This is a genomic window from Anaerolineales bacterium, assembly GCA_015075725.1.
Lineage (GTDB): Bacteria > Chloroflexota > Anaerolineae > Anaerolineales > Villigracilaceae > Villigracilis.
In genome coordinates this window covers 2273735-2298629 of sequence record JABTTV010000001.1, presented here as the reverse complement: position 1 = coordinate 2298629, position 24895 = coordinate 2273735, and the positions used below count along the sequence as shown (strand labels likewise).

The 24895-nt window shown below is 53.5% G+C and carries 16 protein-coding genes; 2 read left to right on the top strand and 14 right to left on the bottom strand.

What is annotated here, in order from left to right:
* Positions 1 to 78: 78 nt before the first annotated feature.
* From HS100_11070 to HS100_11030, 9 genes are all read right to left on the bottom strand, one after another.
* The gene (locus HS100_11070; protein ID MBE7434450.1) at positions 79 to 834 is read right to left on the bottom strand and encodes an ABC transporter ATP-binding protein; all 756 of its coding nucleotides are present in this window, start codon (positions 832 to 834) and stop codon (positions 79 to 81) included.
* Positions 834 to 1625, bottom strand: coding sequence for a cobalt ECF transporter T component CbiQ (cbiQ, locus tag HS100_11065; GenBank protein ID MBE7434449.1), 792 nt, complete (start codon positions 1623 to 1625; stop codon positions 834 to 836). The genes HS100_11070 and cbiQ overlap by 1 nt, the downstream gene beginning before the upstream one ends.
* 6 nt (positions 1626 to 1631) lie before the next feature.
* On the bottom strand, positions 1632 to 2567 hold the full coding sequence (locus tag HS100_11060; GenBank protein ID MBE7434448.1) for an energy-coupling factor ABC transporter permease: 936 nt from the start codon (positions 2565 to 2567) through the stop codon (positions 1632 to 1634).
* Position 2568: 1 nt separating this feature from the next.
* Positions 2569 to 2997 (bottom strand): transcriptional repressor, encoded by a 429-nt coding sequence (locus HS100_11055; GenBank protein MBE7434447.1) that lies wholly within the window; start codon positions 2995 to 2997, stop codon positions 2569 to 2571.
* Positions 2998 to 3141: 144 nt separating this feature from the next.
* The gene (locus HS100_11050) at positions 3142 to 3876 is read right to left on the bottom strand and encodes a hypothetical protein (protein MBE7434446.1); all 735 of its coding nucleotides are present in this window, start codon (positions 3874 to 3876) and stop codon (positions 3142 to 3144) included.
* A gap of 130 nt (positions 3877 to 4006) precedes the next feature.
* Entirely contained in the window at positions 4007 to 5167 is a 1161-nt protein-coding gene (locus tag HS100_11045; GenBank protein MBE7434445.1) for an FIST C-terminal domain-containing protein, read from the bottom strand.
* 7 nt (positions 5168 to 5174) lie between these two features.
* Positions 5175 to 9173, bottom strand: a complete 3999-nt coding sequence (locus tag HS100_11040; protein ID MBE7434444.1) for a GAF domain-containing protein — start codon at positions 9171 to 9173, stop codon at positions 5175 to 5177.
* A gap of 130 nt (positions 9174 to 9303) precedes the next feature.
* On the bottom strand, positions 9304 to 11028 hold the full coding sequence (locus tag HS100_11035; GenBank protein MBE7434443.1) for a glycosyltransferase family 39 protein: 1725 nt from the start codon (positions 11026 to 11028) through the stop codon (positions 9304 to 9306).
* Between the two features lie 109 nt (positions 11029 to 11137).
* On the bottom strand, positions 11138 to 12862 hold the full coding sequence (locus HS100_11030; GenBank protein ID MBE7434442.1) for a glycosyltransferase family 39 protein: 1725 nt from the start codon (positions 12860 to 12862) through the stop codon (positions 11138 to 11140).
* 43 nt (positions 12863 to 12905) lie between these two features.
* Between HS100_11030 and HS100_11025 the strand changes: the two genes are divergently transcribed.
* Entirely contained in the window at positions 12906 to 14924 is a 2019-nt protein-coding gene (locus HS100_11025; protein MBE7434441.1) for a hypothetical protein, read from the top strand.
* A gap of 65 nt (positions 14925 to 14989) precedes the next feature.
* On the opposite strand, the gene HS100_11020 is transcribed toward HS100_11025, so the two are convergent.
* Together HS100_11020 and HS100_11015 are read right to left on the bottom strand one after the other, a co-directional pair.
* A complete protein-coding gene (locus tag HS100_11020; GenBank protein MBE7434440.1) occupies positions 14990 to 15625 on the bottom strand; it encodes a response regulator transcription factor in 636 nt (211 codons plus the stop codon).
* Between the two features lie 72 nt (positions 15626 to 15697).
* Complete coding sequence (locus tag HS100_11015; GenBank protein MBE7434439.1) at positions 15698 to 17005, bottom strand: sensor histidine kinase; 1308 nt, start codon at positions 17003 to 17005, stop codon at positions 15698 to 15700.
* Positions 17006 to 17318: 313 nt separating this feature from the next.
* Here HS100_11015 and HS100_11010 point away from each other — a divergent pair, with 313 nt between their 5' ends.
* Complete coding sequence (locus HS100_11010; GenBank protein MBE7434438.1) at positions 17319 to 19490, top strand: glycosyltransferase family 39 protein; 2172 nt, start codon at positions 17319 to 17321, stop codon at positions 19488 to 19490.
* A 138-nt stretch (positions 19491 to 19628) separates the two neighbouring features.
* Here HS100_11010 and HS100_11005 read toward each other — a convergent pair whose 3' ends face one another.
* From HS100_11005 to HS100_10995, 3 genes are all read right to left on the bottom strand, one after another.
* Complete coding sequence (locus HS100_11005; protein MBE7434437.1) at positions 19629 to 21113, bottom strand: MFS transporter; 1485 nt, start codon at positions 21111 to 21113, stop codon at positions 19629 to 19631.
* Between the two features lie 99 nt (positions 21114 to 21212).
* Positions 21213 to 23774, bottom strand: a complete 2562-nt coding sequence (locus tag HS100_11000) for a hypothetical protein (protein ID MBE7434436.1) — start codon at positions 23772 to 23774, stop codon at positions 21213 to 21215.
* An 8-nt stretch (positions 23775 to 23782) separates the two neighbouring features.
* Positions 23783 to 24826, bottom strand: a complete 1044-nt coding sequence (locus tag HS100_10995; GenBank protein MBE7434435.1) for an undecaprenyl/decaprenyl-phosphate alpha-N-acetylglucosaminyl 1-phosphate transferase — start codon at positions 24824 to 24826, stop codon at positions 23783 to 23785.
* Positions 24827 to 24895: the final 69 nt, after the last annotated feature.

Genomic DNA, 24895 nt, shown 5'->3' with positions numbered 1-24895 from the left:
AGTGGAAAGTAAAAGCGCCTCTGAGAAATCAGGGGCGCTTTTGCGTTTTAAGTTTCATTTTTATTTATAATATTCACTTCACGGCTTCTCCAGCCCGTGCGCCGTAAGCAATCCTTCGTTATCCAAGATATCCGCTGTTGCGCCGTCCGCGACCACCCGCCCCTCATCCATCACTACCGTGCGAGGAAAGAGTTCCTGCACCATTTTCATATCGTGGGTTGAGACGAGCATGGTAATCGGCAGTTCACGCAGGAGATTGATCAAAGTCCGCCGAGCACGTGGGTCGAGGCCCGCCGAAGGTTCGTCCAAGACCAGCAATCTCGGCTGCATCGAAAGCACGGTCGCAATCGCAATGCGTTTCTTCTCACCCACGCTCAAATGATGGGATAAACGATCCCGGTACGAATTCATTCGCACAGCTTCGAGCGCCGCATCCACCCGAGAGCGGACCTCCACCTCAGGCAAGCCCATGTGCAGCGGACCAAACGCCACATCCTCGAAGACGGTCGGTGAGAAAAGCTGGTCGTCCGGATTTTGAAAAACGAGTCCAACCATGGAGCGGATCAACGGCAGATTGTCCCGGGTGAGGCGTTTGCCGACGATCTCCACATCGCCGCGCCCTGTCAGGATCCCGTTCAAATGCAGCATCAATGTCGATTTGCCGGCGCCGTTTGGCCCCACCAGCGCGACCTTATCGCTTTCGCAAAGTTTCAATGAAACCCCGTTCAAGGCGGCATGCCCATCGGGGTACGAAAAATAAAGATCGTTTACGGCAAGGATGTCACCGTCGCATTCAGGCGCAATAAAACGACTCGTAAGATGTGTAACCGGCATTAAAACCTTCCAATCACCTGCATGAGAAAAATGACCGCAATCGAAAAGGCGGTCGCATAATAATCTGCGGATTTCATCTCGTGCGGATTCAACGTATAGAGATGACCGGCATATCCGCGCGCCAGCATGGCATTATAGATGCGGTCACTGCGTTCGTAACTTCTCAGGAATAATTGACCTGCCATATTCCCGGCGATTTTTGCCCGCCACATCACGGCTCCCCCGGATCTCGAACCTGGCGCGGCCGCCGAGCGGCTCTCCCTCGCCCGAAGCAGACGGAAGACTTCATCCGTCAGCACGAAAAGATATCGATAGAGAAATGCAATGATGGTCGTGAGGATCGCGGGCACGCGCAAGTGCTCGAGGGCGTGAACCAGATCCGGGAAGCGGGTGACAGCGACGAGCAGGATTGCCATCTGCACCGAAAGCCACGAGCGGATAAGGATACTGATAAAACGAAGCAGTCCGGCGTCGGTGATGGTGAAATCCCACATGAGAAAGCGGATAGTGGAAATCGGGTTGCCAGGGATCGAGAATAAAACGGTGATGGCGATCAAGGCAAAGGGTAAAGCAATGATGGAGCGTTTCAGTGTGTAGGTATATCCCAATTTCGAGAACAGATTGCAAAATAGCAGAAACAACCAGGCAAACCCAAACGCGAACCACGCGCCGTCGGGGAGCAGCGCATTGGAGACGATAAAGACGACCGTCACCACGACCTTCACGCGCGGGTCGAGGCGGTGGATGAAACTATCATGATCGTGGTAACGGTCAAAAGCGTCGAAGTGCATGAAATATTACGACTTCGCCTTCATTCCGCGTCCGACAAGGACGATGAGTATGCCGACAACGACAATCCCCACCACTCCGGCAAGAACGGTTGAAAGCGCCGTTTCTCCAAGGAAGGGCAGTGTGTAATCGGGAATGATCTCATATGGCGCGGACCGACCGGTGTCGATGAAGCCCATGTTGATTGCAACGCGCTCCAACCCGTCTGGGTCGGCAGAGGCGAATGGTGAAAGCAGGACGACGAGAAGTGAGATCAAGCCCCCGGCGTAGATCCATCCGCGCCCGGCTTTGGAGGATTCTGAACCTTCGCCCAACAGGTCGGGCCGGGTCTGCATGATGAACGCCAGGGCAAATACTGTGATGAGCGCTTCGCCGACACCGATAAGAGCATGGACGCCAAGCATTGCCGGGATGACAATGCCGAGCTGGGAAGTTCCGCTCAACCATAATTGCAGGGAGGTAAGCAGCGCGCCAGCCATCACTGAAAGCCAGGCGGCGACACCAGCCACACCTAATCTGGCGGTTTTAGTACCGCCGCTCACCGAGCGATACAATCCATAACCGATGGCGGCGGTGACGAGACCCATGTTGAGGATGTTCGCGCCCATCACGAGCAAGCCGCCGTCCTGGAAGAGAAGCGCCTGCACGGCAATGACCGCGGTCATCACCAACATCCCCGCCCAGGGACCGAGAACGATTGCCGCCAACGCGCCGCCGAGCAAATGCCCGGAGGTGCCGCCCGCCACAGGGAAGTTGATCATCTGCGCTGCGAAGATAAACGCTGCCATTACGCCCATGAGCGGGATTTGCCTCTCGCCAAGGGATTTATTCGTGCGGGAGATCGCCGCGCCAAGCGTGAGGGCGGTGATGACCCAGCAAATGATGGAGACAATCAGGCTTAGGAAGCCATCCGGGATATGAAGAGGGGCAGGTGAATACAACATGTTATAACTCTCCTTTTTGACAATCGGGACAAAGACCAAAAAAAGTCAGATGGCTGTCGGTGAGCCGATAGCCGCTTTCCAATTCCAAACGTGCATACATGGATTTCAAAATATTATGATCGACCTCCAATTCACTCCCGCACCGGCGGCAGACCAGATGATGATGCTCATGCCGCGCGATCTCATACGAAAGATGCCCGTTGCCTGTCAACCCAGGGCGTGCCAACCCATTCTCCGCAAGGAATTCGAGTGTGCGGTACACGGTTGGCTCGGTCAATCGGGGCAATTGCCGCCGCGCCTGTTCATAGACCTCGGCCGGTAAAAGATGTCCTCCGTCGTGATGAAGCACATGCAAAATCGCCAGCCGCTGAGGCGTCATTCGGTAGCCGCGGGCGCGGAGTGGGGGGGTGTACTCTTCGGCGCAGGTCATACATTCTCTCCTTATTGCAACTTTTTGCAATTGCCTATTTCATAGATTATCACACACGAGTATTTCTTACAAACAAAAATTCCCCTCGCCAGTTGATGAAGGGAATCGGGGTCAAACAGGATCTCTATGCGAACTCGGACGGTTTTACGGTTCCCACGCAAAATGGATGAGCGCGGCGAGCATGGGCTTTCCCGACTGCCAGACCATCCCCACTGCCCAGGTCTCCCAATTCAATCCATCAAATTCAATTGTGCCGGGAAAATGCACGGAGTAAAAATCCATGCCTTGATAGGGCCAATCGGGAAGATACGTCGCACCGCCGGTTCTCAACTCATTGCAAGCAAGGACCGGGTTGGATGAAAAAACCAGTTCAAGCGAAGGCAGGACGATCTCCTGGAACGATCCTTTCACAGGAAGTCCGCTCCCCGCGCCAAGACCCCAATCCGCTTCATAGGTGGTCTCGAAGACGAATTTGATATTGTCGAAATATGTCACGACCTTTCCTTCGCGGATGAAGCGCACGCCCACTCCTGTGCTCGGACTCACGAGCGAGGCAAGCAATTTCCCGTCCTTATTTTGGATCGCAGATTGCAGGTCGTGGAGCAATTGAAGGGCGCGGGTGTCCTGACAAAAATCGGGATTGAAATTCTCAGGAACGGAAGTGAGATATGCCGGGATATCGTTAAGCGAAAGAGGCGTCTGGGGATCTGGAGTGGATGTGGGAATCATCAAAGGTGGAGTAATCGCAGGAAGGATTTGCGGCTCAGTCGGCTGCGCTGGCGCGGATGTGAAGATGGACGTTGGCGGAAGCGGCGCATCCACAGGCGGGGTGCAGGCAGAAACAATCAGGACCATCGAGATGAAAAGCAGGCGGCTCATCCTTCATCCTTTCAAAAACAAAACTGGCATTTCAGCCAGTTCATTGTACTATTTTGCATTCGCTTTTGGATCGATTCTTTTCGAATTCTTCCCGACCATCTTCATGATAAATGCCGTTTTCCAACTTGTCTCAATCTTCCTTCGGTTCGCCAAAAACAACGACCACGATGTGTTGATTAAGGAACTTTGGTTTGGATTCCTCATCCGGAGTTACCACCTGCCCCAGCGTATATCCCCCGGCAACCGGAACGGACTCACCGAGGATCTCCTGCACCGCGGCAATCTCCGCGCCGGGATGGGCTTTGAGCAGCATTTGCCAGGCAACATCCACCAGCACGAGGGCGAGGCGGGGTTTTGCATCCCCAAGTTTAAGCAAGGCTTGCTGGGCGGCCGTCTTGGCGGCACGTTCGCAAGAGGCGGGACTTCCCACAAGCAGGAACGCGTCCACGCCATCGCGAATGGCGGCGTTCATGCGGAAACTCCCGTCCGCCTCCACGCGGATCGGCGCACGCACAACCAATCCATCCTGCTGTTCCATGCCGAGCGGGTACAAACGCGCAAGATAGCTGAGCGGCGGGAATGCCCAATCGCGGGGGGGATAACCGAATAAACTTGCGTACGCCTCCGAGGCGGGACGTCCATCCAGAGTGCGAAGCCAAAATCCGCGGGAACGCGTTACGCGAAATTGATTCCCGACCGGGTCCCATCCATGAGCGGCTCCGATACCGGTGTTGATTCCTCCGCGAATAAATGCCGCCGTCATACCGCCCATGCCAGACTGGCTGCCTATGATTTGATAAGTGGAACCCGTGTGCAGGTCGCCGCTTGAAAGCGCTCCGGTCACATCCAAAGCTGGGGACAGCGAGTTACAAAACTGTTCCGCGTCTCCGTTAAATCCATCTGCAAAAAAGAGAATCGATTGACGTTCGGTTCGTGCCGAAGCATGATTTTCGACTTTCGATGCGGTCTCGCGTCCGGATTGGGCGTAGCCCGGCAGCCAAAGTGTCTCAGCCTGAAAATCACCGCTCAGAAGTGCAACCACAACAGAGTGCGGGTGCTGGCCATCGCGGGTCAATCCCGCCGGGGAACTGAAACCGATTAGGGGCGTATCGCCCAACAAACTGGATGCGCCGTTTAGCACTTCTCCCGCCTGGTATTGATGAGATGCGATCACCACCGCCAGGCCGGGAGCATTTGCGCCAAGTCGGTTCAAAGCCTGATGCGTCGCCTGCAAACCCGCCTCGCGCCCATCCAATGCCTGAGCAGTTCCAACCGATCCGGTAACTGTCATCTTGACCCTATTCCTCTGCCACAGGAACCGTGAAATGGAAAACGGTACCTTTGCGGTATTCGCTTTCGAACCAGATTTTCCCGCCCTGCATTTCGACGAGGCTCTTGGTGATGTTCAAGCCAAGCCCCGTTCCCGGTGATTCGCGCGCTTTGGGATCCTCCGAGCGGAAGAATTTCTGGAATATCTTTTGCTGATCCTCGGGAGCCATGCCGATCCCGCTGTCCTTCACCCAGAGATGAAGAACGCGCGGCGCTCCATCGGGATCCCATTGGTTTGGGCTTTCCGCGACCCCAACGTGAATACGTCCGCCCTCCGGAGTGTATTTATATGCATTGCTGACGAGATTCGTCAACACCTGCCCGACACGGACGCGGTCCGCCCACATATCGGGAAGGTTCGACGGCACGCTCAATTCGAGTTTCTGTTTCTTTTCCTCCAATTGACGGGTGAATGTGCGAACCACCTCGTCCACGATATCAGCCGCGGTAATGGCTTTGAATTCGAGGCGCAGACGTCCCGCTTCGATCTTGGAATTGTCGTTGAGGTCGGAAACCAGGGTGGACATGCGCTCGACGTTGGATTTGATCGTCGTAAGGAAGTTCGTCTGCATCTCGGTGATCTGGCCCACAGCTCCGCTTGCAAGCAGGTCGGTATACCCTTTAATGGAAGTCATTGGGTTCTTAAGTTCGTGCGCGACCAAGGAAACAAAATCGCTTTTTGCCAGGTTGGCTCGCTGAACCTCGCTATAAAGCTGGGCGTTTGAAATGGCGATGGCGGCGTGGTCGGTGAGACGCGTGAGGAAGTCGATATCCACCTGCGTATCGCCGATGCTTTCCAGGTAAAGCAGACCGATCACGGTGATCTCGCGGCGGATGGGGATCACCATCTGGTTTCGAGATGCCAGGAGGAGTTTGTTCTTCGAGGCTTCAACCGCCACTTCCACGTTTTGGGGAAGGCCCGTCTCGACAGCGGCGATCATGGACGGCAGTTCGATCTTCATCACCAATTGATCGCCGAGGTTGGCCATTTGCTCATCCAACCCCTGGTGTGCCATCACGCGCAATCGTTCTTCTTCGAGGATGCCGATCAAACCCGCTTCCGCACCGGACTGGCGAAGCGCCCAGTCGAGCGTGATGCGCATGGCGCGGTCGATCTCCAGGCTGGCATTCAACTCGCGGTCGATCCTCTGCATGACCGAAAGTTCCTCGACGCGGTTGGCGAGTTCCTGATCGGTCAGAGTGTATAAGCGGGCGTTTTCTATGGCGACCGCCGCCTGACCTGCAAAGGCAGTCAGCAGGGTTTCGTCATTCGTGATAAAGGGCAGTCCATCGCGCCGGTTGATGACCTCGATCACACCAATGACGCGGTCCTTTGCCTGAAGCGGCACTGCCAGAAGCGAACGGCTGACGAATCCTGTCTGCTGATCCACCCCTTTGAATCGTGAAGGCGAATTTTGGTCTTCGTTTTCGATGACGGGTCTGCGTGTTTGCACGGCACGTCCCACAATTCCAGTTCCGGGCGCAAGGCGTTTACCGACCAGGTTGCCCGCCACGGGTCCCACCGTTACGCGGAAGACCAGTTCATCGGTCTGGTCGTCCACCATGAACAGGCTGCCCGCTTCGCAGTTCAAAATTCCGACGGCGTTCTCGAGGATGTTTTGAAGCAACGGATTCAATTCCAGGGTCGAAGTCAATTGGCGGGTGATGTCATTCAGTGTTGTCAGTTGATGGGCGCGTTCCTGGGTTTCCTTCAACAAACGCGCCTTCACAATGGCGCCGGCCGTTTGATCTGCAATGGCTTGCAGGAGTTCCAATTGCGCGCGGGTGTAGACCGTTGAGCCATCGCGGCTGCCGACACTGAGCGCGCCGATGGTTTCAGCGCCGGCGTTGAGGGGCACCCCCATCCAGGCGAAGACATTTTCGATGGTCGGGATAAGGTTGCGCGCCTGACACTCCCGGATGTAATCCTGTGTCATGATCGGGCGGCTCTTGCGGATCACTTCCGGCGAAAGCCCGATATTCGCCGCAAACGGCTGGTTTTCACGCTCGCCGATGCGTTCGTTATTCTCGAGACAGAAACCGTAATAGTAATAATCGCTGTCCTTGTTATAAAGAGTGATGTGGAAATGCGAAGTCGGCAGGATCTGCGCCGTCTGGGCATAAATCAATTCCAACACATCGTCGAAGGTCAGGGTCACATTCACGCCCTGCGATACGCGGGTCAAGGCGTTCATTTCCTGGATCCGCCGTTCGAGATGCGCCACTGTTTGTACGCGTTCAATGGCAACCGAAGCCTGATCGCAGATATTTTCAAGAAAGCGCAGATCCTGTGGGGAATAGGGTTGAGCGGTCAGGCGCGGACCCAACGCCATCCAGCCGTTGGGTTTGTCCTTGCCGGGAAATGCGATGAACAGCCGCGCTCCCAATAATGCAATGCGGGATTGCTCTGGGCGCAGAGAATCCGGAAGGTCCGTGCCGCTATCCAAATAAAGCGGCAGGCTTTCACGTTTGAAGTAAGACACCAACGGACTCCCCGAAGTAAAACGGATATCGGTCGTCGCGCGGCGCCCCTCGCCGGGCGAGGCGTTGTAAAAATCATTCAGTGAATCGTAGGTGAAAATGTGAATCTGCTCAGGAGCCAGGGTCGAGGCGATCTGGTCCCGAAGAAGCGAACTGATGGCGTTCAAATCAAGAGCGGTGGTCAGCCTGTGGGAAAAATCCTCCAATTGCTCCGCAGCCACGCGCGATCCGCGGAAGAATATCGCATCGGTCAGGTTTTGAAGGCGGGACCGGAGCGGTTCGAGGACAAGGGCAAGGACAAGGATAAAAATTCCCGCAAGATAATTTTGGGGCAAGGCATTCCCGAACAACAAACCCGCGCCGGAAGAAACCAATGCATACCCAAGCGTAACAACGACCGTGAGGATGGCATACATGACTCCGCGCCGGGCGAAATCGTCGGTGCGAAGGAAACGGAAGCGCATGATGTTATACCCCATCACAGCCGGGAAAATGACAACCGGCAGGAACAGCAGGGGAGAGAATGCGATAGAGAAAACCGCGCCAAGCGAAAGGAAGAACGCCAGAGGACCCAGGGCGAAGAACGCGCCCAACAGTGTGCTGCGCGCCTGTGACTTCACCACAGGCGACGGCGAGGAGAATGCATAATAGAAATTAAACCCAAGCAGGATCAAAATACAGAGCGCATCGAAATAATAAATGTTCCGCCACAAGGGAATATAAGCCGTAGGCTGTTCCCGGTTGAAGATATAGGGAGTGACCGCCAATGCAAGCACAAGGCTGAATAGAAAACCCACCCATCGCATATACGGACGGTTGACAAGGAGGCGTGGAGAAGATGGAAAAGACAAGGTCAGGGCAAGGGTCGAGCCGCCAGCAATGGCGATGGCAAACGTCCAGAGCAGGGTCAATTCGTGGCTCGTCCAGATGTTGAAGATGGTGCCGGTCACGATTGCAAAAGAAGAGGCGAACATGGTGAACGCGCGACCGGCTGGTTCGTTCCGCCGCAAACCGAACGTCCAAATACTGAGCGCGATAAAAATTATGGAAATGATGAAAGGCAGGAGCAGGTAAACGTTGACGCCGTCTTCCGGAAAGCGCTGCAACTCGACACTCAAGTCGCGCGTTTCGCCTTCTGCAAATTGAACGGTGAGGTTGACGTTTTCACCGGGCACGAATTTCCCGACGATGATGGAACGCACATCGCGGCTGGTTTCCACCTCCCGCCCATTGACCGCCAAAAGGCGATCGCCGCTCTTCACCGCTTCGTTGAATGCCCAGGCATCGCCATCCCCGCCGGTGTCGGTGAAGACAAGCGTGTGTTCGTAGAAGGTGCCGAGAAACGGTTCCCGAATCCACTGGACGGCAAGGACAAGCGACCAAATCAGCGCAACGATTGCCAGCGCTTGATAAAGAAAAACGATCCCCGTCAGGATGCGGTCCACCAATTTACCGGAAAGACGAGTGTTCGACGAGTTGTATCCCATGGCGAAATTCGATGGAAATTTTACTCCACAAAACCACCGCCCGACTATGGTACTTTCATGACAAAGGTGAAAGGAATCCCGCCTCACCCCGGACTTCAGGTTGATACCCCCCTCGAGCGGATTCTCCCCCTTAAGGTTTATGTTTTGCGAGCAGGGCCTCGTACACCGATTCGGGAATATCCGTCACTTTATAGATCTGGATGTACTCCAGCCCGTCGATGTAGATAACCTTCTCCGGTTCCACCACGCCTTCGAATTCAGAAAGCATCTTTTCAGTCTCAGGATGTTTGGCGCGGGTGATCGGATACAACACGAGATAATCCGACTTCCGCATTTCGTCCGTGATGGTAACAAAGTCATCGTTCAACACATTGATGCGTTTCAAAACGATGGTCTCGCCGGGGAAATACCACGAGAACGTCCCCATGCCGTTGTAGACATAGGCTTTGATATCTTTTGCATCCGGTTTTTGGGAGAGATAATCTGAAGCTTCCGCCAAACCTTCACCGTAACCCAAAGTCGCCGCCTCTTTCGCCAGCGGATTGCGGTAGGTGAAATAATAAGGCGCATACGGTAATCCGAAACCGATCTGCGCGAGGATCAAAACGAGGGATGCCATGAGCGGCGCGACCGGTTTCGAAAAGCCCTTCCCGCTTGAAGCCGGCCATGCAATAATGCCCCCCCACCCGACTCCTGCAATGACATCGAACCCGACGAAGGCGTTCATGATGTAGTGCGCGTGGTTGCGTCCCTGCGCGATGCCGAACATCAATATGAACAGAACGCCGAGCAGGGCAAGATAACCGATCATCGAGCGGACCTGGTCGGACAGGCGTTCTTTCCCTTTGGCAAATAACAATACGAGTGCGAAAATCAATCCCAGCCAGGTGATGAAGGTTGTGCCGGAAAAATAATAACGAAGGTAGAGCAGGATTCCGTCCCAGCGCGTGACAACACTGAATGAAGCGGGATCCAGTTCCTCGGTTACGTCGAGGCGGGCTCCCTGAAAAGCATAACTAAAGGCGTTGCCATACACTTCGCGCAGCATCCGAGCCGGATCCACCCACATGCCAGGCCAGAGGATGAAGTAAACGAGAGCCGCCGCCCCGAACCAAATCCCGAAGGTTTTTAGCGCAGTGAGAATTTTTGTTTTGAGCGACTTATCTCTTTCAAATAGACTGATGATTAACATCATCCCGACCACCCCAAGCAATGCAATCGAAGTGGACTTGTTCAACTGCGCCAAGCCGAATGCCGCGCCGGAGATCAGCAGGTAGATAAATCGGTTTTGATAACGATATAGATGGAAACCGAGGAACGAAACCAAAACGAACATCGCTCCCATTGTCTCCATGTTGAGCAGGCGCGAGTGACCGAGAAAAAACGGCGAGAGGGTTGCCAGCGTTATCGAGAGGAAGGCAAGATTCTCACCGACAATGAGACTCAAAAGAAGGAAGGCGATGATTGCGAAGATCGCCAGCACGCCTGCCTGAATGTAACGAGCATAGCGGACGAGATCGATGGTCTCCTTCCCGTTCTCGCGCAGGAATTCTTCATAGAACGGTTTGCGCTGATCGAAGAATCCCTGACCGAAGCCGCGGTAATCAGGAAAGTATGCCAGCATCGCCGTCGAGATGACCCACATATTCGTCACACCGGGGTGATACTCGAAGTAGGTGTCTTCGAAATCCCTGTGTGTGACAGCGTAATAGAAATTGGAACTGGAGATCACCCACCACGGCTCGTCGATGTTGACAGCGGCATCGATGCGCGTGAGGCGCGATGGCAATGTCAATGCAAGAAGGAGCAGGGCATAAATTATTTTTATTCGATGCTGACTAAATAATCCAGTCATTGTTTGCTTTCATGATCTTCCAAAATTCTTAACGCCAAGGCGCAAAGTTTTCTTTTTTCTTTGCGGCTTTGGGTCCTTGCGTTAAAGATCGGAGGGTTAGTCGGTCCTCTCATTTCAAATGCGCCAACGCCTCATAGATTTCGGGACCGAGGTCATCCACTTTGTAAATGCGGACATATTCATATCCGTTCAGCCAGACCACGTGGAAGGGCTCCGCCTGCGCCATGGCATTGACAAAATTCAGGTGATGCGCCAGTTGTCCCTGGTTGGCATAATAGACGATGAGATATTCCGAGGCGTTCAAATTATTGAGCAGGTCTTCGGTATGTTCGCCATCCGAATAATACGGGCGATAGCTGATGGTGGGACCGGGATAATAATACGAAACGCACCCACGGCTGTAATAGGAGAAGACGGTCGCGTTCTCGGCATCGGGCAAGTCAGCGAGAAAATGCGCGGCGGTCTCCAAGCCTTCGCAATATGGGAAGTGAGGAAATTCGTTGTACCAACCGGCGGCGTAAAGGATGGGATTGCGGTAGGTGAAGTAGTACGGATAATTCGCCAACGCGCTCCCGGCTTGATAAAGCATCACAACGGCAAGCAAGCCGTATTGCCAGAGGTTGCGCGAAGAATGAATTCGCGTTGAAAGCCATTCCGCAAAATGAAACCAGCCAAGTCCCGCCAGCAGATTGAAAGAGAGATAACTCGAAAGGATGTAATGCGGAGAGTTGCGTCCCTGCGCAACGCCGATCAGGAGGATAAACGTAATTCCATTGACAAGCCACAGCGTAAAGAAAAGCCGATTCCGCTGAGCCCGCTCCGGGTCGCGCGTGAACGGGAGGGCGAATCCCAAAATCACACCGAGCCAGGTCACGGGAGTCGTCCGGTAAAGAAAAATCTTCGCCACCTCCCACACATCCGTAAAGCGTGTGTTGAGCGTAAATTGAGAAACATCCAATTCCTCGGTGATCTTGAGCCGCGCGCCCTGAAAGGCGTAACTGAAGGCGTTGCCGTACACTTCGTAAAGCATCTTACCGGGGGCAACCCACATGCCGGGCCAGAAAACAAAGTAAGTAATCGCCAAGAACAAAAACCACAACCCGAAAGTTTTCAGCGCGGATAATAATCCCTTCCCCCATCCCTGCCCGCGTTCTTGAAGTAACTTCCACAAAAGCAAAACGCCCACCGCCGCCAGCGTCGCAATGGACGACGACTTCGACAACGACATAAATCCCGCCGCGACGCCGGACAGGAGCACATACCAAAACTTGTTTTCCTTGAAAAGATAGATCGCAAGCGAGACCAGCGAGATCATTCCGAAGAGCGATACCATGCCTTCGTGGTCCATCAACCGATGTTGACTCAGGTAGAACGGGTCGAACATCGCGAACAATAGAGCGAATATCGCAACCGGCTTCGGGAAGAATTTTTGTAACAAGAAGTACAGAACAAGGAATAAAACAAGCAGGACAAAAACCTGAATGACGCGCGAATAGATCAAGAGCGTCAACGGGTCTTTGCCGTGCGAAACCATGAACGGATCGAGCCGCCCCTTTTCATAGTCGAGATAGCCCTGACCAAATCCGCGATACTCAGGGAAGTACATCAGCATCGCCGCTGAGATGATCGTCATCGTCGTCACAGCAGGCTGGTATTCGTAGACCGTTTTATCGAATTCCCTCTGCCCCAACGCGTAATAATAATTCGCGCCCTGACTCAGCCACGAAGGTTCGTCAAGCGTGACAAAATCGCCGATGCCCGCCAGCCGCGGCGCGAGAAAGACGGCGATCAGGGTGAGGTAAATAACAACGTCAACTAACTTATTTCGATTCATGACTGGAATTATACCGCCCCATCCCAAATGGTAAAATCAACCCGTGAAAGAAAAAATCCGCATACTCCTACAAAAACCTTTCGCAATTCCAGCTGCATTTCTTCTGCTCATTCTCCTCGCCTACGGCATCCTCGCGCCGCGCATGGGCTTCTACTGGGACGACCTGCCCTTTGCGTGGTTCCTGAAATTTTTCGGTCCTGCCGAATTCATCCCCGCCTTCAAGCCCTTCCGCCCCTTGTTGGGATATGTCTTCCTCGTAACGACCGCCATTGTTGGGGGGAATCCAATTCTCTGGCAGATTCTTGGTCTCATAGCCCGCCTCATTCTCTCGCTCCAGGTCTGGTCTCTGCTTCGGAAAGTTTTTCCCACCCGTCAGCGTTCCGCCCTGTGGGTTGCTTTGCTCTTCACTGTCTATCCCGCCTTCGGTCAACAATGGGTTGCGCTGACCCATGTAAATCAAGAATTCATCCCCCTCATCTTTCTTCTTTCTTCTTTCATCGTCACCGTAAATCTTTTACGCAATGACAGCAACTCCAAAACTCCAATCGCCTTCGCCATCTTATTACAAATCTTTGGTCTGTTCTCCACCGAATACTTCTTCGGTCTCGAAATCTTGCGCCTGTTCTTCATCCTTGCCATCCTCTCCGAATCCATCGCGGACAAAAAAGGCCTGCTCAAAAAATCGGCGGTTCAATGGCTGCCCTATCTCATCGTCTGGATCGTCAACGCCGTCTGGACATACTCCTACCACCGCTCGCAAGCATACAACTCGTATCAGATAAGCCTTCCATCCCTGCTTTCGCCACTCGCTCTCATCAACGAATTCATCAACACCCTGTCCCTCTCGGGCTTTGTATCGTGGCTGAACATCTTCAACATCTTCGCCGCCATAGATACTTCCACCACCCAGATCATTGCGTTTTGCGTTTTTCTCCTTGCGTTTGTAATTACCTTTGCAGTAACGGGTTACGAGCAACAAGTAACGAGTAAAGAATCTCCATCCACTTTCCAGTCCCCGCTTTCCACTCACCACTGGTTCCTATTCATCGGACTCATCGCCATCTTCGCAGGACGTCTCCCCTCCTGGGCGGCGGGACTTCCGCTAAAGATCGAGTTCGACTACGACCGCTTTTTCCTCTCCATCATGCTGGGAGCGAGTCTCTTCATCGTCGGTCTCGCGGATTTGATCCTGAAAGAAGGGCGCGTCAAACTTATTATTTTGAGTCTCATCATCAGCATGTCAGCGGCGTATCAATTCACGGTTGCAAACACCTACCGGCGTGACTGGGCGAATACGCAAGACCTATTCTGGCAAATGGCTTGGCGGATGCCCTCATTAAAGGAAGGCACAGCCGTCCTGACTTATGAGTTACCCATCCAATACCTGTCCGATTATCAGTTGATGTCAGCGGTAAATTGGATGTACGCGCCAAACTTCGAGGAGCGAAAACTGCCTTTTGCCTTGCAATATCTCAAAACAAGGTATGAAGCATTCGAGATCAAGCCAGACCAGCTCATTGAGATTACGTATCGCACCACAACCTTCAGCGGAAATACATCAAATGTTGTGGTTATCTACAAAGAAGCGGACGGATGCCTGCGCGTCCTCGACCCGGTGTATAACAACGCCGAAACCGTCCCCGGCGCGAGTTTTTATCTGCTCGAAGCCATCCCGCTCTCCAACCCGGATTTGATCCTTGCCGATGCTCCCGCTCCTGTTATGGAAAAGACTTTGTTTGGCGACGAACCTCCGCATCACTGGTGTTACACCTACGCCAAAGCGGAGATCGCTAGGCAAAACGACGACTGGGAAGAGGTTGTCAAGTTATACAAGCAAGCGCAGGAAAATGAGTTATCCCCCGCCCTGCCTGTTGAATATCTCCCCTTCATCGAAGCCTTCGCCCTGACCGGCGACATGGATACCGCCTTCAAACTAACCGAGCGGACGATCAAAGGTCAGCCCACGTTATGCCCGGCACTGAATACAATATTGAATCGAGTTTCGGGGGAAGTGGATGCTTCGCAAGCAAAAAGCCTGCTGCAAAAAGAATGTCAGCCGTAATGTAGGACGGGCTTTCACCCCGCCAAATCAAGAATTTCATCGAAGTGTCGGGCTGCCAGCCTGACCTACAGCCCGTGCTGTATGGCAATCACCGCTGCCTGCGTTCTATCGGATACGCTCAATTTCTCCAAAATCGCGCTGACGTGGTTCCGCACCGTACCTTCGGAGAGATGAAGAGTCCCGGCGATGTCGGTGTTGGTCATGCCCTTGGCGAGCAACCGTAACACGTCGAGTTCGCGCTCGGTAAGTTTGTCGGTCAAAATCGAGGCGGGCTGGGTTTGGTTATTTGCCACTTGATTCAATAATTTTCCCGCCACAGCCGGGTCGACAAAGGACTTCCCTTCCACAGTGCCGCGGATGGCTTCGATGATCTTTTGGCGCGGCGTATCTTTGAGCAGGTAGCCCAACGCCCCAGCGCGGATCGCGTCGAAGACCCATTCGTCTTCGTCGTAGGTGGTCAGCACAAGGATTTTTATATCCGGATATTTTTTACGGATTTCGCGCGTGGCCTCGATTCCGTTCATACCCGGCATTTTCAAATCCATAAGGATGAGATCGGGGGATTTTTTTGCGACGAGTTCAAGCGCCTCCTGCCCGTCCTGGGCAGAGCCGACAACCTGGAAATCCTTCTCCAACGTGAGAAGCATTTCCAATCCATCGCGTATCACAGCCTGGTCGTCACAAAGCAGAATTTTCATAATCAAGTTCCTGACCGTGGACGATGGGCTGTTGACCGTTTTTCCATCCACAGTCCGTCGTCCATCGTCGTGTGTTTAGATCGTCAACACGACCCTCGTCCCCTTCCCTTTATCGCTTTCCACTTTCAAGATTCCGCCTGCCAGCTCCGCGCGTTCGCGCATCCCGACCAGCCCGAAATGACCGCTGGATTCTCTCGATTTCATATCGAAGCCGACACCGTCATCCTCCACCATCAGTGTAGTCCGTCCGTTATTGAAAAGACGAATGCCAAACTTTTTGGCGCGCGAATGCTTGGTCAGGTTTTCGATGGCTTCCTGCGTGACACGCAGGATGGTCTGCTCCACATCTGGGCTGAGGGAAGGCATGGGGTCCTGCAGATCCAGTTCGAGGTCCAGGCTGAAGCGGGAGGCGGCTGATTCAGCCGCTTTTTTGACGGCGAGTCTCAAGCCCATATCAACCAAATCCGATGAACGTAAAGCCTTCAATGCGCGGCGGGTTTCATCCACTCCCTTGCGGGTCGCTTCGAGGGATTTATCGATCAATTCGCGGGTCTCTTTGACATCGATATCGAAATACGCTTTTGCGGTTTCGAGCGAGACGGAGATTGCAGTGAGCGAATGCGCGAGGGTATCGTGAAGTTCGCGCGCGAGGCGGTTACGCTCGCGACTCACGGTCAACTGTTCAAGGGTGGAGGCGTAATGCGTCAGGTTGGCGTTCGCTTTGCGCAGGGATTCGCGCTGTTCGCGCAGGCGCGAGACAAGGGCGCTGATGAAGTAACCGACAGCGATAAAACTGATGGTGCGGATGATGGCAATGAATAAGAAAACTGAAATATTGCGATTCTCGAAAGGGTTTGCCGCGATCAAGCCGAGTTCGAACGTAGTGGCGGTTAGGCTGAAGATGACGACATGCACAAATTGATATTTCCAGGCCGTCAGGGCAAGCGCGACGAAAAGCACAGGCAGTTGACGCAATGCCATTCCCTCCGCATTTGCGAGCGGACCCGGCGGAAAGCGAGGGACGATCAAGGCGCTGATCAGGATGGGCGCGGCAGAGATCACCACAAGCATGACGGGATAAAAAGTCTCGCCCAATTGTTCCTGTATCCAATCCCAATACGTGATCGCAAGGAACAGGAGAGCCGTCATTCCGTTCAATGAATAGAAAAGAAAGACAGGAAAAAGGTTGATGCGCAAAGGCAGGCCGGGGTTGGGCGCGTTCGATCCCTGGAGTTGTGGCTGGATGCGCGCGGTATCGCCAAGAACTTGCTGGACTTGCGGCGTGTACAGCGCAAGGTCCATCAACGCCATTCCCAGCAGGAAGCCGAGCCAGATCCAGGCGGCGATGCGAAGGACGCGAGAGGAGTCTTCGGATGCGCGCATGTCCACATCTTATCACGAAGGGAAAGGCGGAGGGCATGACGAGGGTCATGTCCTCCGCAATCGTGTCATGACTCCAGTCATGGGTCGGCGTGGTAAGTCGTGACAGGGCGCACTCCGGTGTTTTTTGGGAGATATGTAGACTTGGGAATGTAAGCCGTGATGCATGAAACTTAAAGAGAATTTCGGAAGGCGTAAATAATTTGGAATTACTTTGCAAACCGGATGTGGACGGTCAATAACAATTGACCGCAAAGAGCGCAATGAAAGAATCGTCTTTCTTGGCGAACTCGGCGGTTCGAATAGGAGTCTTTCAATGACAATAGAAACTTTACCCCCACAGGTTCAATCATCCCTGCTTGGCAAAAGGATATTCCCCGGTGCCAGCCTTGGTGCGCTTATCGTCGCGCTGATCATGACTGCGGCGTTCGCTCTGCACATGTATAACATCGACGCCATCGGCAATGCGAATGAATATTACACTGCGGCAGTCGAGTCGATGCTCAAATCGTGGAGCAACTTCTTCTTCGTGGCGGCGGAACCCGGCGGCTCGGTCACTGTCGATAAGCCCCCGCTGGGTCTATGGATCGAAGCGGTCTTCGCCTACTTCCTCGGCGTGAGCGGATTCAGCGTTTCATTGCCGAACATTCTCGCGGGCGTCTTCGGCATTCCCCTGCTGTACAGCATGGTCAAAAAATACATGGGCGAACTGGCAGGCATCGTTGCCGCATTCGTCATGGCGATCACACCGGTCTTTGTCGCCACCAACCGCAACAACACCATGGACGGGATGTTGGTCTTCACGCTTTTACTCGCGGCATGGGCGTTCATTAAAGCCACCGAAAGCGGCAAAACACGCTGGCTGATGTTGGGCGCAATCATCGTTGGTCTGGGTTTCAACATCAAAATGCTTCAAGCCTTTTTACCCCTGCCCGCATTCTACGCGCTGTATTTCTTCGGCTCGAAGGAAGGCTGGTTCAACAAGATTCTCAACCTCGTCATCGCCACCATCCTGCTCGTCGTTGTGTCACTTTCTTGGGCGGTCATTGTGGATTTGGTCCCCGCCGAGAATCGCCCCTACATCGGCTCCAGCGATGACAACACGGTGATGGGATTGATCTTCGGACATAACGGAATATCGCGGCTGGATAACCAACGCGACAACAACGCGCCTCCTACTGGAACGGATGCTGGTCAGCCTTTCAATCAGGGGACTCCGCCCCAGCCGTATCCAAGTCAAGGACAGCCACATCTGGGACAGTTCCAGGGACCACCTCCCGCTGCGCTTGAAGCGTGTTCAGGGCAAACTCGGGGTTCATTTTGTTCTTTTACCCAACCTAACGGAATGACCATCAACGGCTCGTGTATCACGCCGCCAAATCAACCCACGTTAGCCTGCGCCCCGCAGGGAACGATCCCCGGTCAGGCGCCAAATGCCCAGCCAACCGGCGCTCCTTATGGCAGACTCGACGGCCAAAACGGAGGCACACCCTTCAGCAACGAAACGGGTTCCCCCGGCGTGCTCCGCTTCTTCACTGCTCCGCTTTCCAAGCAGATGTCATGGTTGCTGCCCTTCGCGCTGATCAGTGTCCTGCTGGCGGTATTTGCCTCCAAAATACGATTGCCTGTCGAGTCCGGCGCTCACAAAGCGTCGATTCTCTGGGGAGGCTGGCTGTTGACCTGTGTAGTCTTCTTTAGCATGGTCTCCGGCATCTTCCACGCCTACTATGCCATCATGCTCGCCCCGGCATTGGGAGCGATGGTGGGCATCGGATTCGGTCAAATCTATCAATGGGGCAAATCCAAAAGTTGGGTTGTCGTTGGCTTGATCCTTGCCGTGTTGGTCACGCTTGGCTTCCAACTCTTTGCCAGCACGCAATACAACGAGTTCGCGCCGTGGATGCTTGGATCAGGAATCCTGCTCGGGCTTGGAATCCTGCTCCTGTCCGTTTCGAGGCGGGCGGCGTATGCCGTCATCCTGAGCGCGGCAATGATCATCCCCTCATACTGGAGCATCATGACCGTCACCAACGGTTCAAACAACAACCTTCCCACCGCGTACAACGGGCGGAACGATGGGCAGGGTAACTTCCTCACTTCGCCTGCTCAAGATGGAGGGAATCGCGGCGACATACCCGTTAACTCTGAGTTGGTGGAATTCCTGCAAGCCAACACGCAGGAGGTCGAATATCTAGTTGCGGTGCCTTCCTCCCAACAGGGTTCGAATTTAGTGCTTGCGACAGGACTGCCTGTTCTTTACATGGGCGGCTTCGCCGGGCAGGACGAAGTGGTAACTGTCGATGATCTGAAAGAAATGGTTGCCAGCGGTGAACTGCGCTACATCCTTTACGGCGGCGATCGGGGCAATAAACAAGACATTGCCAATTGGATTGGTTCATCATGTACAGCAGTGGAAGGGATTTCCCTCGCCCAAACCGGACCCGCAGGACCAGGCGGGCAGCAGATGAAATTGTACGATTGCAAATAGGAAAAAGGCTTCCGAAGCGCACTAACTTCGGAAGCCTTTTACGCCAATATCTGTTCAGGAACGCTTAGCATATCTGGAAACATCAATATGATGGCGGCATCTCAATCTGTTCCTAAATACGCTTTTAATAACAAAGTTTCAATCCGCGCTCACCGGCGATGGGGATTCCTCAGAAGAAACCTTCTCGTCCAATTCAACTTTGGGAGCGAAGAAGACGCTCACCAATGCAAGCGCGGCGGTGACGAATGCGATCACAAAGACTGCTGAAATCGCATCTGCCAGCGCAAGACGCGCACTTTCATTAACGACCAATCCTGCGGCAGGCGTTGGTTCCAATAATTGTGAGACCAATTCCGGGTCCAGGTTGGAAGCGGCAAGATTCGCCGACAGGCGGGCGGTCAGCACAGCACCCATCACGCTCACTCCCAACGTCCCGCCCATCGAACGGCTGAACTGCATTGTGGATGTTGCTGTTCCGAGATAACGCCGATATACCATTGTCTGTACGGCTATCAAAAACGATGGGATCGAAAATCCCATACCGATGCCCATCAACATCACAAAGACCATCATGGCAATTTGATCCGTCCCGGCATCGATTTGCGACATAAAAAACGACCCAACCACAAGGAGAAAAGTCCCAATGATCGCAAGCCTGCGATACCCGACTTTCAACAGAATGCGCGTGCCAATGATGCTGGATGCCACCCAGCCAAGCAGCATGGGCGAGATGGTGATCCCCGCTTGTGTGGCGCTGGTACCCAACACAGATTGCACGAACAACGGAATGAAGGAGATGCTCCCGAACAAAGCCCAACCGGAAAATATTCCATGGACAATGGCTGTAGAGAATAATTTTCCCCGAAATAATTCCAATGGGAGAATCGGGTCTGCTGCGTGAGATTCAACCCAAAACAATGCGATGAACAAAATTACCGATACGCCGATCATCGCCCATTTATCGAACAGGCCGGAGTCGTCCAATAACGCGAGCAATAAGGTGACGATGGCGGTCATCAGCAGGACCGCGCCTGCATAATCGACCGACGGTTTTTCAGCGCCGATGATCACATCGCGCCAGGCATAGGCGACCAATCCCGCCGCCATTAATCCGGGGATGATGTTAATGTAAAAAACCCAGCGCCAGGAAAGTGAATCGACGAGAAAGCCGCCCAACAAAGGACCCAGGATCGACGAGACGCCCCACACGCCGGAAAAGAATCCCTGCATTTTGGTGCGCTGCTGGAGAGAGAACATCTCGCCGATCAAAATGAACGCGAGGGGCATGATTCCGCCCGCACCGACGCCTTGAAGTCCGCGTGCCAAAATAAGCTGTGTCATCGAGTTGGCTTGTCCGCACAGGACCGAGCCAATGAGGAACAAAACCATTGCGAAGATATATAACCTGCGGCGGCCGTAAAGGTCGGAAAGTTTTCCGTATAAGGGGACGGTGGTCGTGGAGGCGAGCATGTACGCTGAAAACACCCACGAAAAATGGCTCAATCCGCCCAACTCGCCAACGATGGTTGGTGTGGCGGTTGCTACAACCGTCGATTCCATCGAAGCAAGGAAGAGGCTGAGCATGATTCCGATCGTTACTAAAATGATCCGGTTGCGAGACATGATTACCTTTCAGAAATGGTGATGACCTATCGGGCGGAAATCATACTTCAAATCAAAAAGACCGGCGCTGACACCGGTCATCTTAAGATTAATATCCATTCAACGCGGTTCCGGTAATGGACACTGCAAGGGTGCGCTTGGAGAGCGGGTATAAACATATCCTTCTCCCGATAAAACGAACACTGCCACAGAATCGATATAAGGCGCGTAATAATTAGTATTCCAACATCCAATCGCAATCACATCTTCTGCGTGAAAGGAGAATGGTGGCGGGTCGCCGGGAATGACCACTCCTTCCGCCATTGGGTTGTCCGGTCCGATCAGCGTAAGGACGAGGCGTTGATAATCCAGGAAGCGGTAATAGGTGCTCCGATCCGGTTCGCCCTCTCCCGTGCGATAGTAACGCGGATAAAGTGCGCGCCCTTCGCTAATCATCGCATTGGGCTGGGCAAGGAACGCCGTCAGTTCCTGACGTGAAAAACCCGTTTGCTGCAAAAGTCCGGACTCTTCCAATATAACTAAAATCTCCCCAGGCTCCCTGGCTTGATAGCGCGGTTTGGCGAACGCCTCGGAAAGAGGCAAAAGCGAACCGACTACAAGAATGAATAAAAAGGTTGGAAGGAGCTTGATATAGGCTGTCTTTGAAATTATCGGGAAGAGTGTTCCCTGCAAACGACTTTGTTCGGAAAATTTCAGGAATCCCGCCGCTCTCAACACCCAAGTCACCAATTGCAATCCGCCCGCGGAATAAAAAAGGCAGACGATCCAGTCCACAGGGGCGATGTAACGACCGCCGGAAGTGAAACCAGCGGAATTGGCAAATAGATATGCGATAAAGAAAAATACAGGTAAAAGTGAAAGGATTCTCACCCGTCCCCAGATCGATCCCAAACCCAGTGCGATCATTGCGAGATTGAAAACGATCATCAACGCTCCCCCCGCTCCAATCTGTCCTTCGCTCCAACTTTTCTTCCAGTATGGCGTATCGGCTTTGATGGTGTTCCATAAGTCATCAAAGGTCAATGAGGATGGAAGAGAGACGAGGGAGGTGACCACGTTGTGAACCAGGTGATTTGCAATCGAACAGGGCGCTGAATCACAAAAAGGTTCTGTCGAAGAATGCAACATGAGTTGGTGGGAAAATCCGCGCCTGGATTCGGAAGCGCGCGAGGATATATGAGAAGGGATGTACGCATCCGCATCCAACCCGTATCGATGGCGGAGGATGACCATAAAACGGGAATAGTACGACGAATACATCGGAATCCCCTTCGATTGGTTCCGAATTTCCCATGGCAGCGTGACCGCAAACAACCCAAGCGCGATCAGAAGCCCTGTCAGCACAAATCCCTTCCAGCGAATTTTCATGGCGAAGGGAAGAAAGATCAGCGCGGCAGGCAACAAGGAAATGGCGTGCGTGCGCACCATGAGCGCAAACCCAAAGACGGCACCCATCCATCCGAGCAATCCCAGCCGCGACGGATCTCTGATCCATTTCAAAAGAAGAAGGAGGAAGAGCGAAATCAGGATCGCTGCAGGAAAATCCGTCAACATCATTTTCGGGCTGGCGGTATCGATCCATTTTGCGGCGATGACAGCGTTCATTCCCCGCAGGGCGATCAACGCGCCAGCGGTAATTCCAAACGGCCGGCTGTGCAATTCCACCCCGATCAAATAGACAACCGCCGGCAACACCGCGAACAACGCCGCCTGGGCGGTCATCAAGTTTTCAAAATCCTGCCCGAGAGCCATGTGAAGGTATGCAAGGAAAATGCTGTATAAAGATCGTTCGAAGAACTGCCCATTGAACAATCCCTGCCCGATCAGCAGGTACTGCGCGCCCTGGTCGAATGTCGCGCCGTCTGAATAGGGATAAATCACGTTATCCGCCGTATCAGGCATGAAATAATTCGGGTGGAGAGGTTCCCGCGACCATAGCCACGCAGCCATCAGCCAAAGGATAATAAAGATGACCACATCGATTCCCCTTTTATCGAGGAACCGGGTATTACCTTCGATCCATAAAAATACCGCCCCAATCAGCAGGCAGAACAATACCTGCAATCCGAGCACGGGCACCCCTGCGCCATACCAATAATCTGCCGGGTAATCGATGCCGATGCCGGTGAAGGCAACGAGTCCGCCCATCAAAACAAAAACTCCAAAAAAGATGAGTGCGACTCGCAAAATGATCCGCGTTGAGTCTTTGGGATTTGCGGATTCATTTCTCCTTTCGATAAGGAGAATCGCGCTCGTGACTGCGCCGCTCACTGCCAGCCAGCCGATGATGGGAGCCAACCTTTGAACGTATCCCGCCAAAGCGCCAAGCCGGTAGGAGGGCATGAATAGGAGAATCCAGCCTGTAAAGAAGGCGGCAAGCGAAAGGAAAAATATCGAATCGCTGATCCATCCACGGGCAGAAACATCCAACCATAGGCGTTGAGAATGTTCAGGTTGGCGAAACAGGCGCAAAGTCAGGTAAAGAAGCGCGGCTCCGGGAATTAGAATCCCAGCCGCAAGAAGAATCCGCTCAAGGGAGTATCCAAGAAAGAACGCGTTCTTCGGATCCGACGGGGATGCGAGCATCACAACGAGAGTGATGAATGCACCAAGGGAAAGGAAAAGCCCGTAGGCAGGGAGTCTTTTTTGAGGGTGAAGCATGGAGAAACCTAATCGCTGTCCAGTGCGGGCTTGCGCTCGAGCCAAAGGAGGAATGCAAGGCCGCCAGTAATTGCAAGGAAAAATAGAATCAATGCGACCCAGGGTTTGAGATAAAAGGTAAGGAAGGCAAAACCACTAACGGTAAGAGCCATAAGATGAACGCCAAGCACAGCATAACGCGGTTGGACGCCAAGCACGATGAAACGATGGTAGGTATGGTCGCGCCTGCCTGTCCCGACGGGCTGTTGCCTGCGCAAACGGGAAAGCACCACAAGCGTTGTATCGAAGATGGGAACTCCCAACAACATGATCGGGACGATCCAGGACGATTCGGGGTTTCTGTCCAATGGATTATAAAGGATGCCGAAGGAGGCGAGAAGAAACCCGATCGATTGCGCCCCGGAATCGCCGAGGAAGAACCTCACCTCAATGGCATTCCAGAAATACAAACCAATGCAAATACCCAGCAAACCCGCCGCCATCAGCGCGAGAGCCGGTTGTTCTGCAAGACTCGCCGCCCCCATGAAAAATCCCGATGCAATGACCCCAAGACCGGCAACAATGCCGTCCATGCTGTCGATCAGGTTCATGGCATTGGTGATGCCGACCAGCCAAAAGAGCGTGATCAAGATGTTAAGTACTTGAGAGGTTACCGGGGAAACAACGATCGGGTCAGACAGCACAGTCACAAAACGGACCTGAACACCGAAGGAGATCAATATCCCCGAGGCGATCAATTGTCCAATCAGTTTGGGACCTGCGGATAAACCTTTGTAATCGTCCCAAAGCCCGAACACAAACACCGCGAACGCCCCGATGGATACCGCCAGCATCTCACGGCTGAGAGAATCGCGAAAATTTACGGTCAATATCAAAAGGACGATGATCAGCAAAATCCCACCTGCAAGAGGCATGGAGCGGGCGTGTTGCTTATGGGGCGCGGAACCGGGAACGTCCATGATGCCCAGGCGTCTGGCAAGAATCGAGGCGGGAATACCCAGCACGAGAGTCAACGCCAGACTGATGATTCCAAAAAGGAGGGGAATGCCCATATCGTCGTGAAATTCCAGGTGAGCTTGCGGCTTGTAGTTTATCAGAGTTTTCCCAACCTTCGGCAGGAT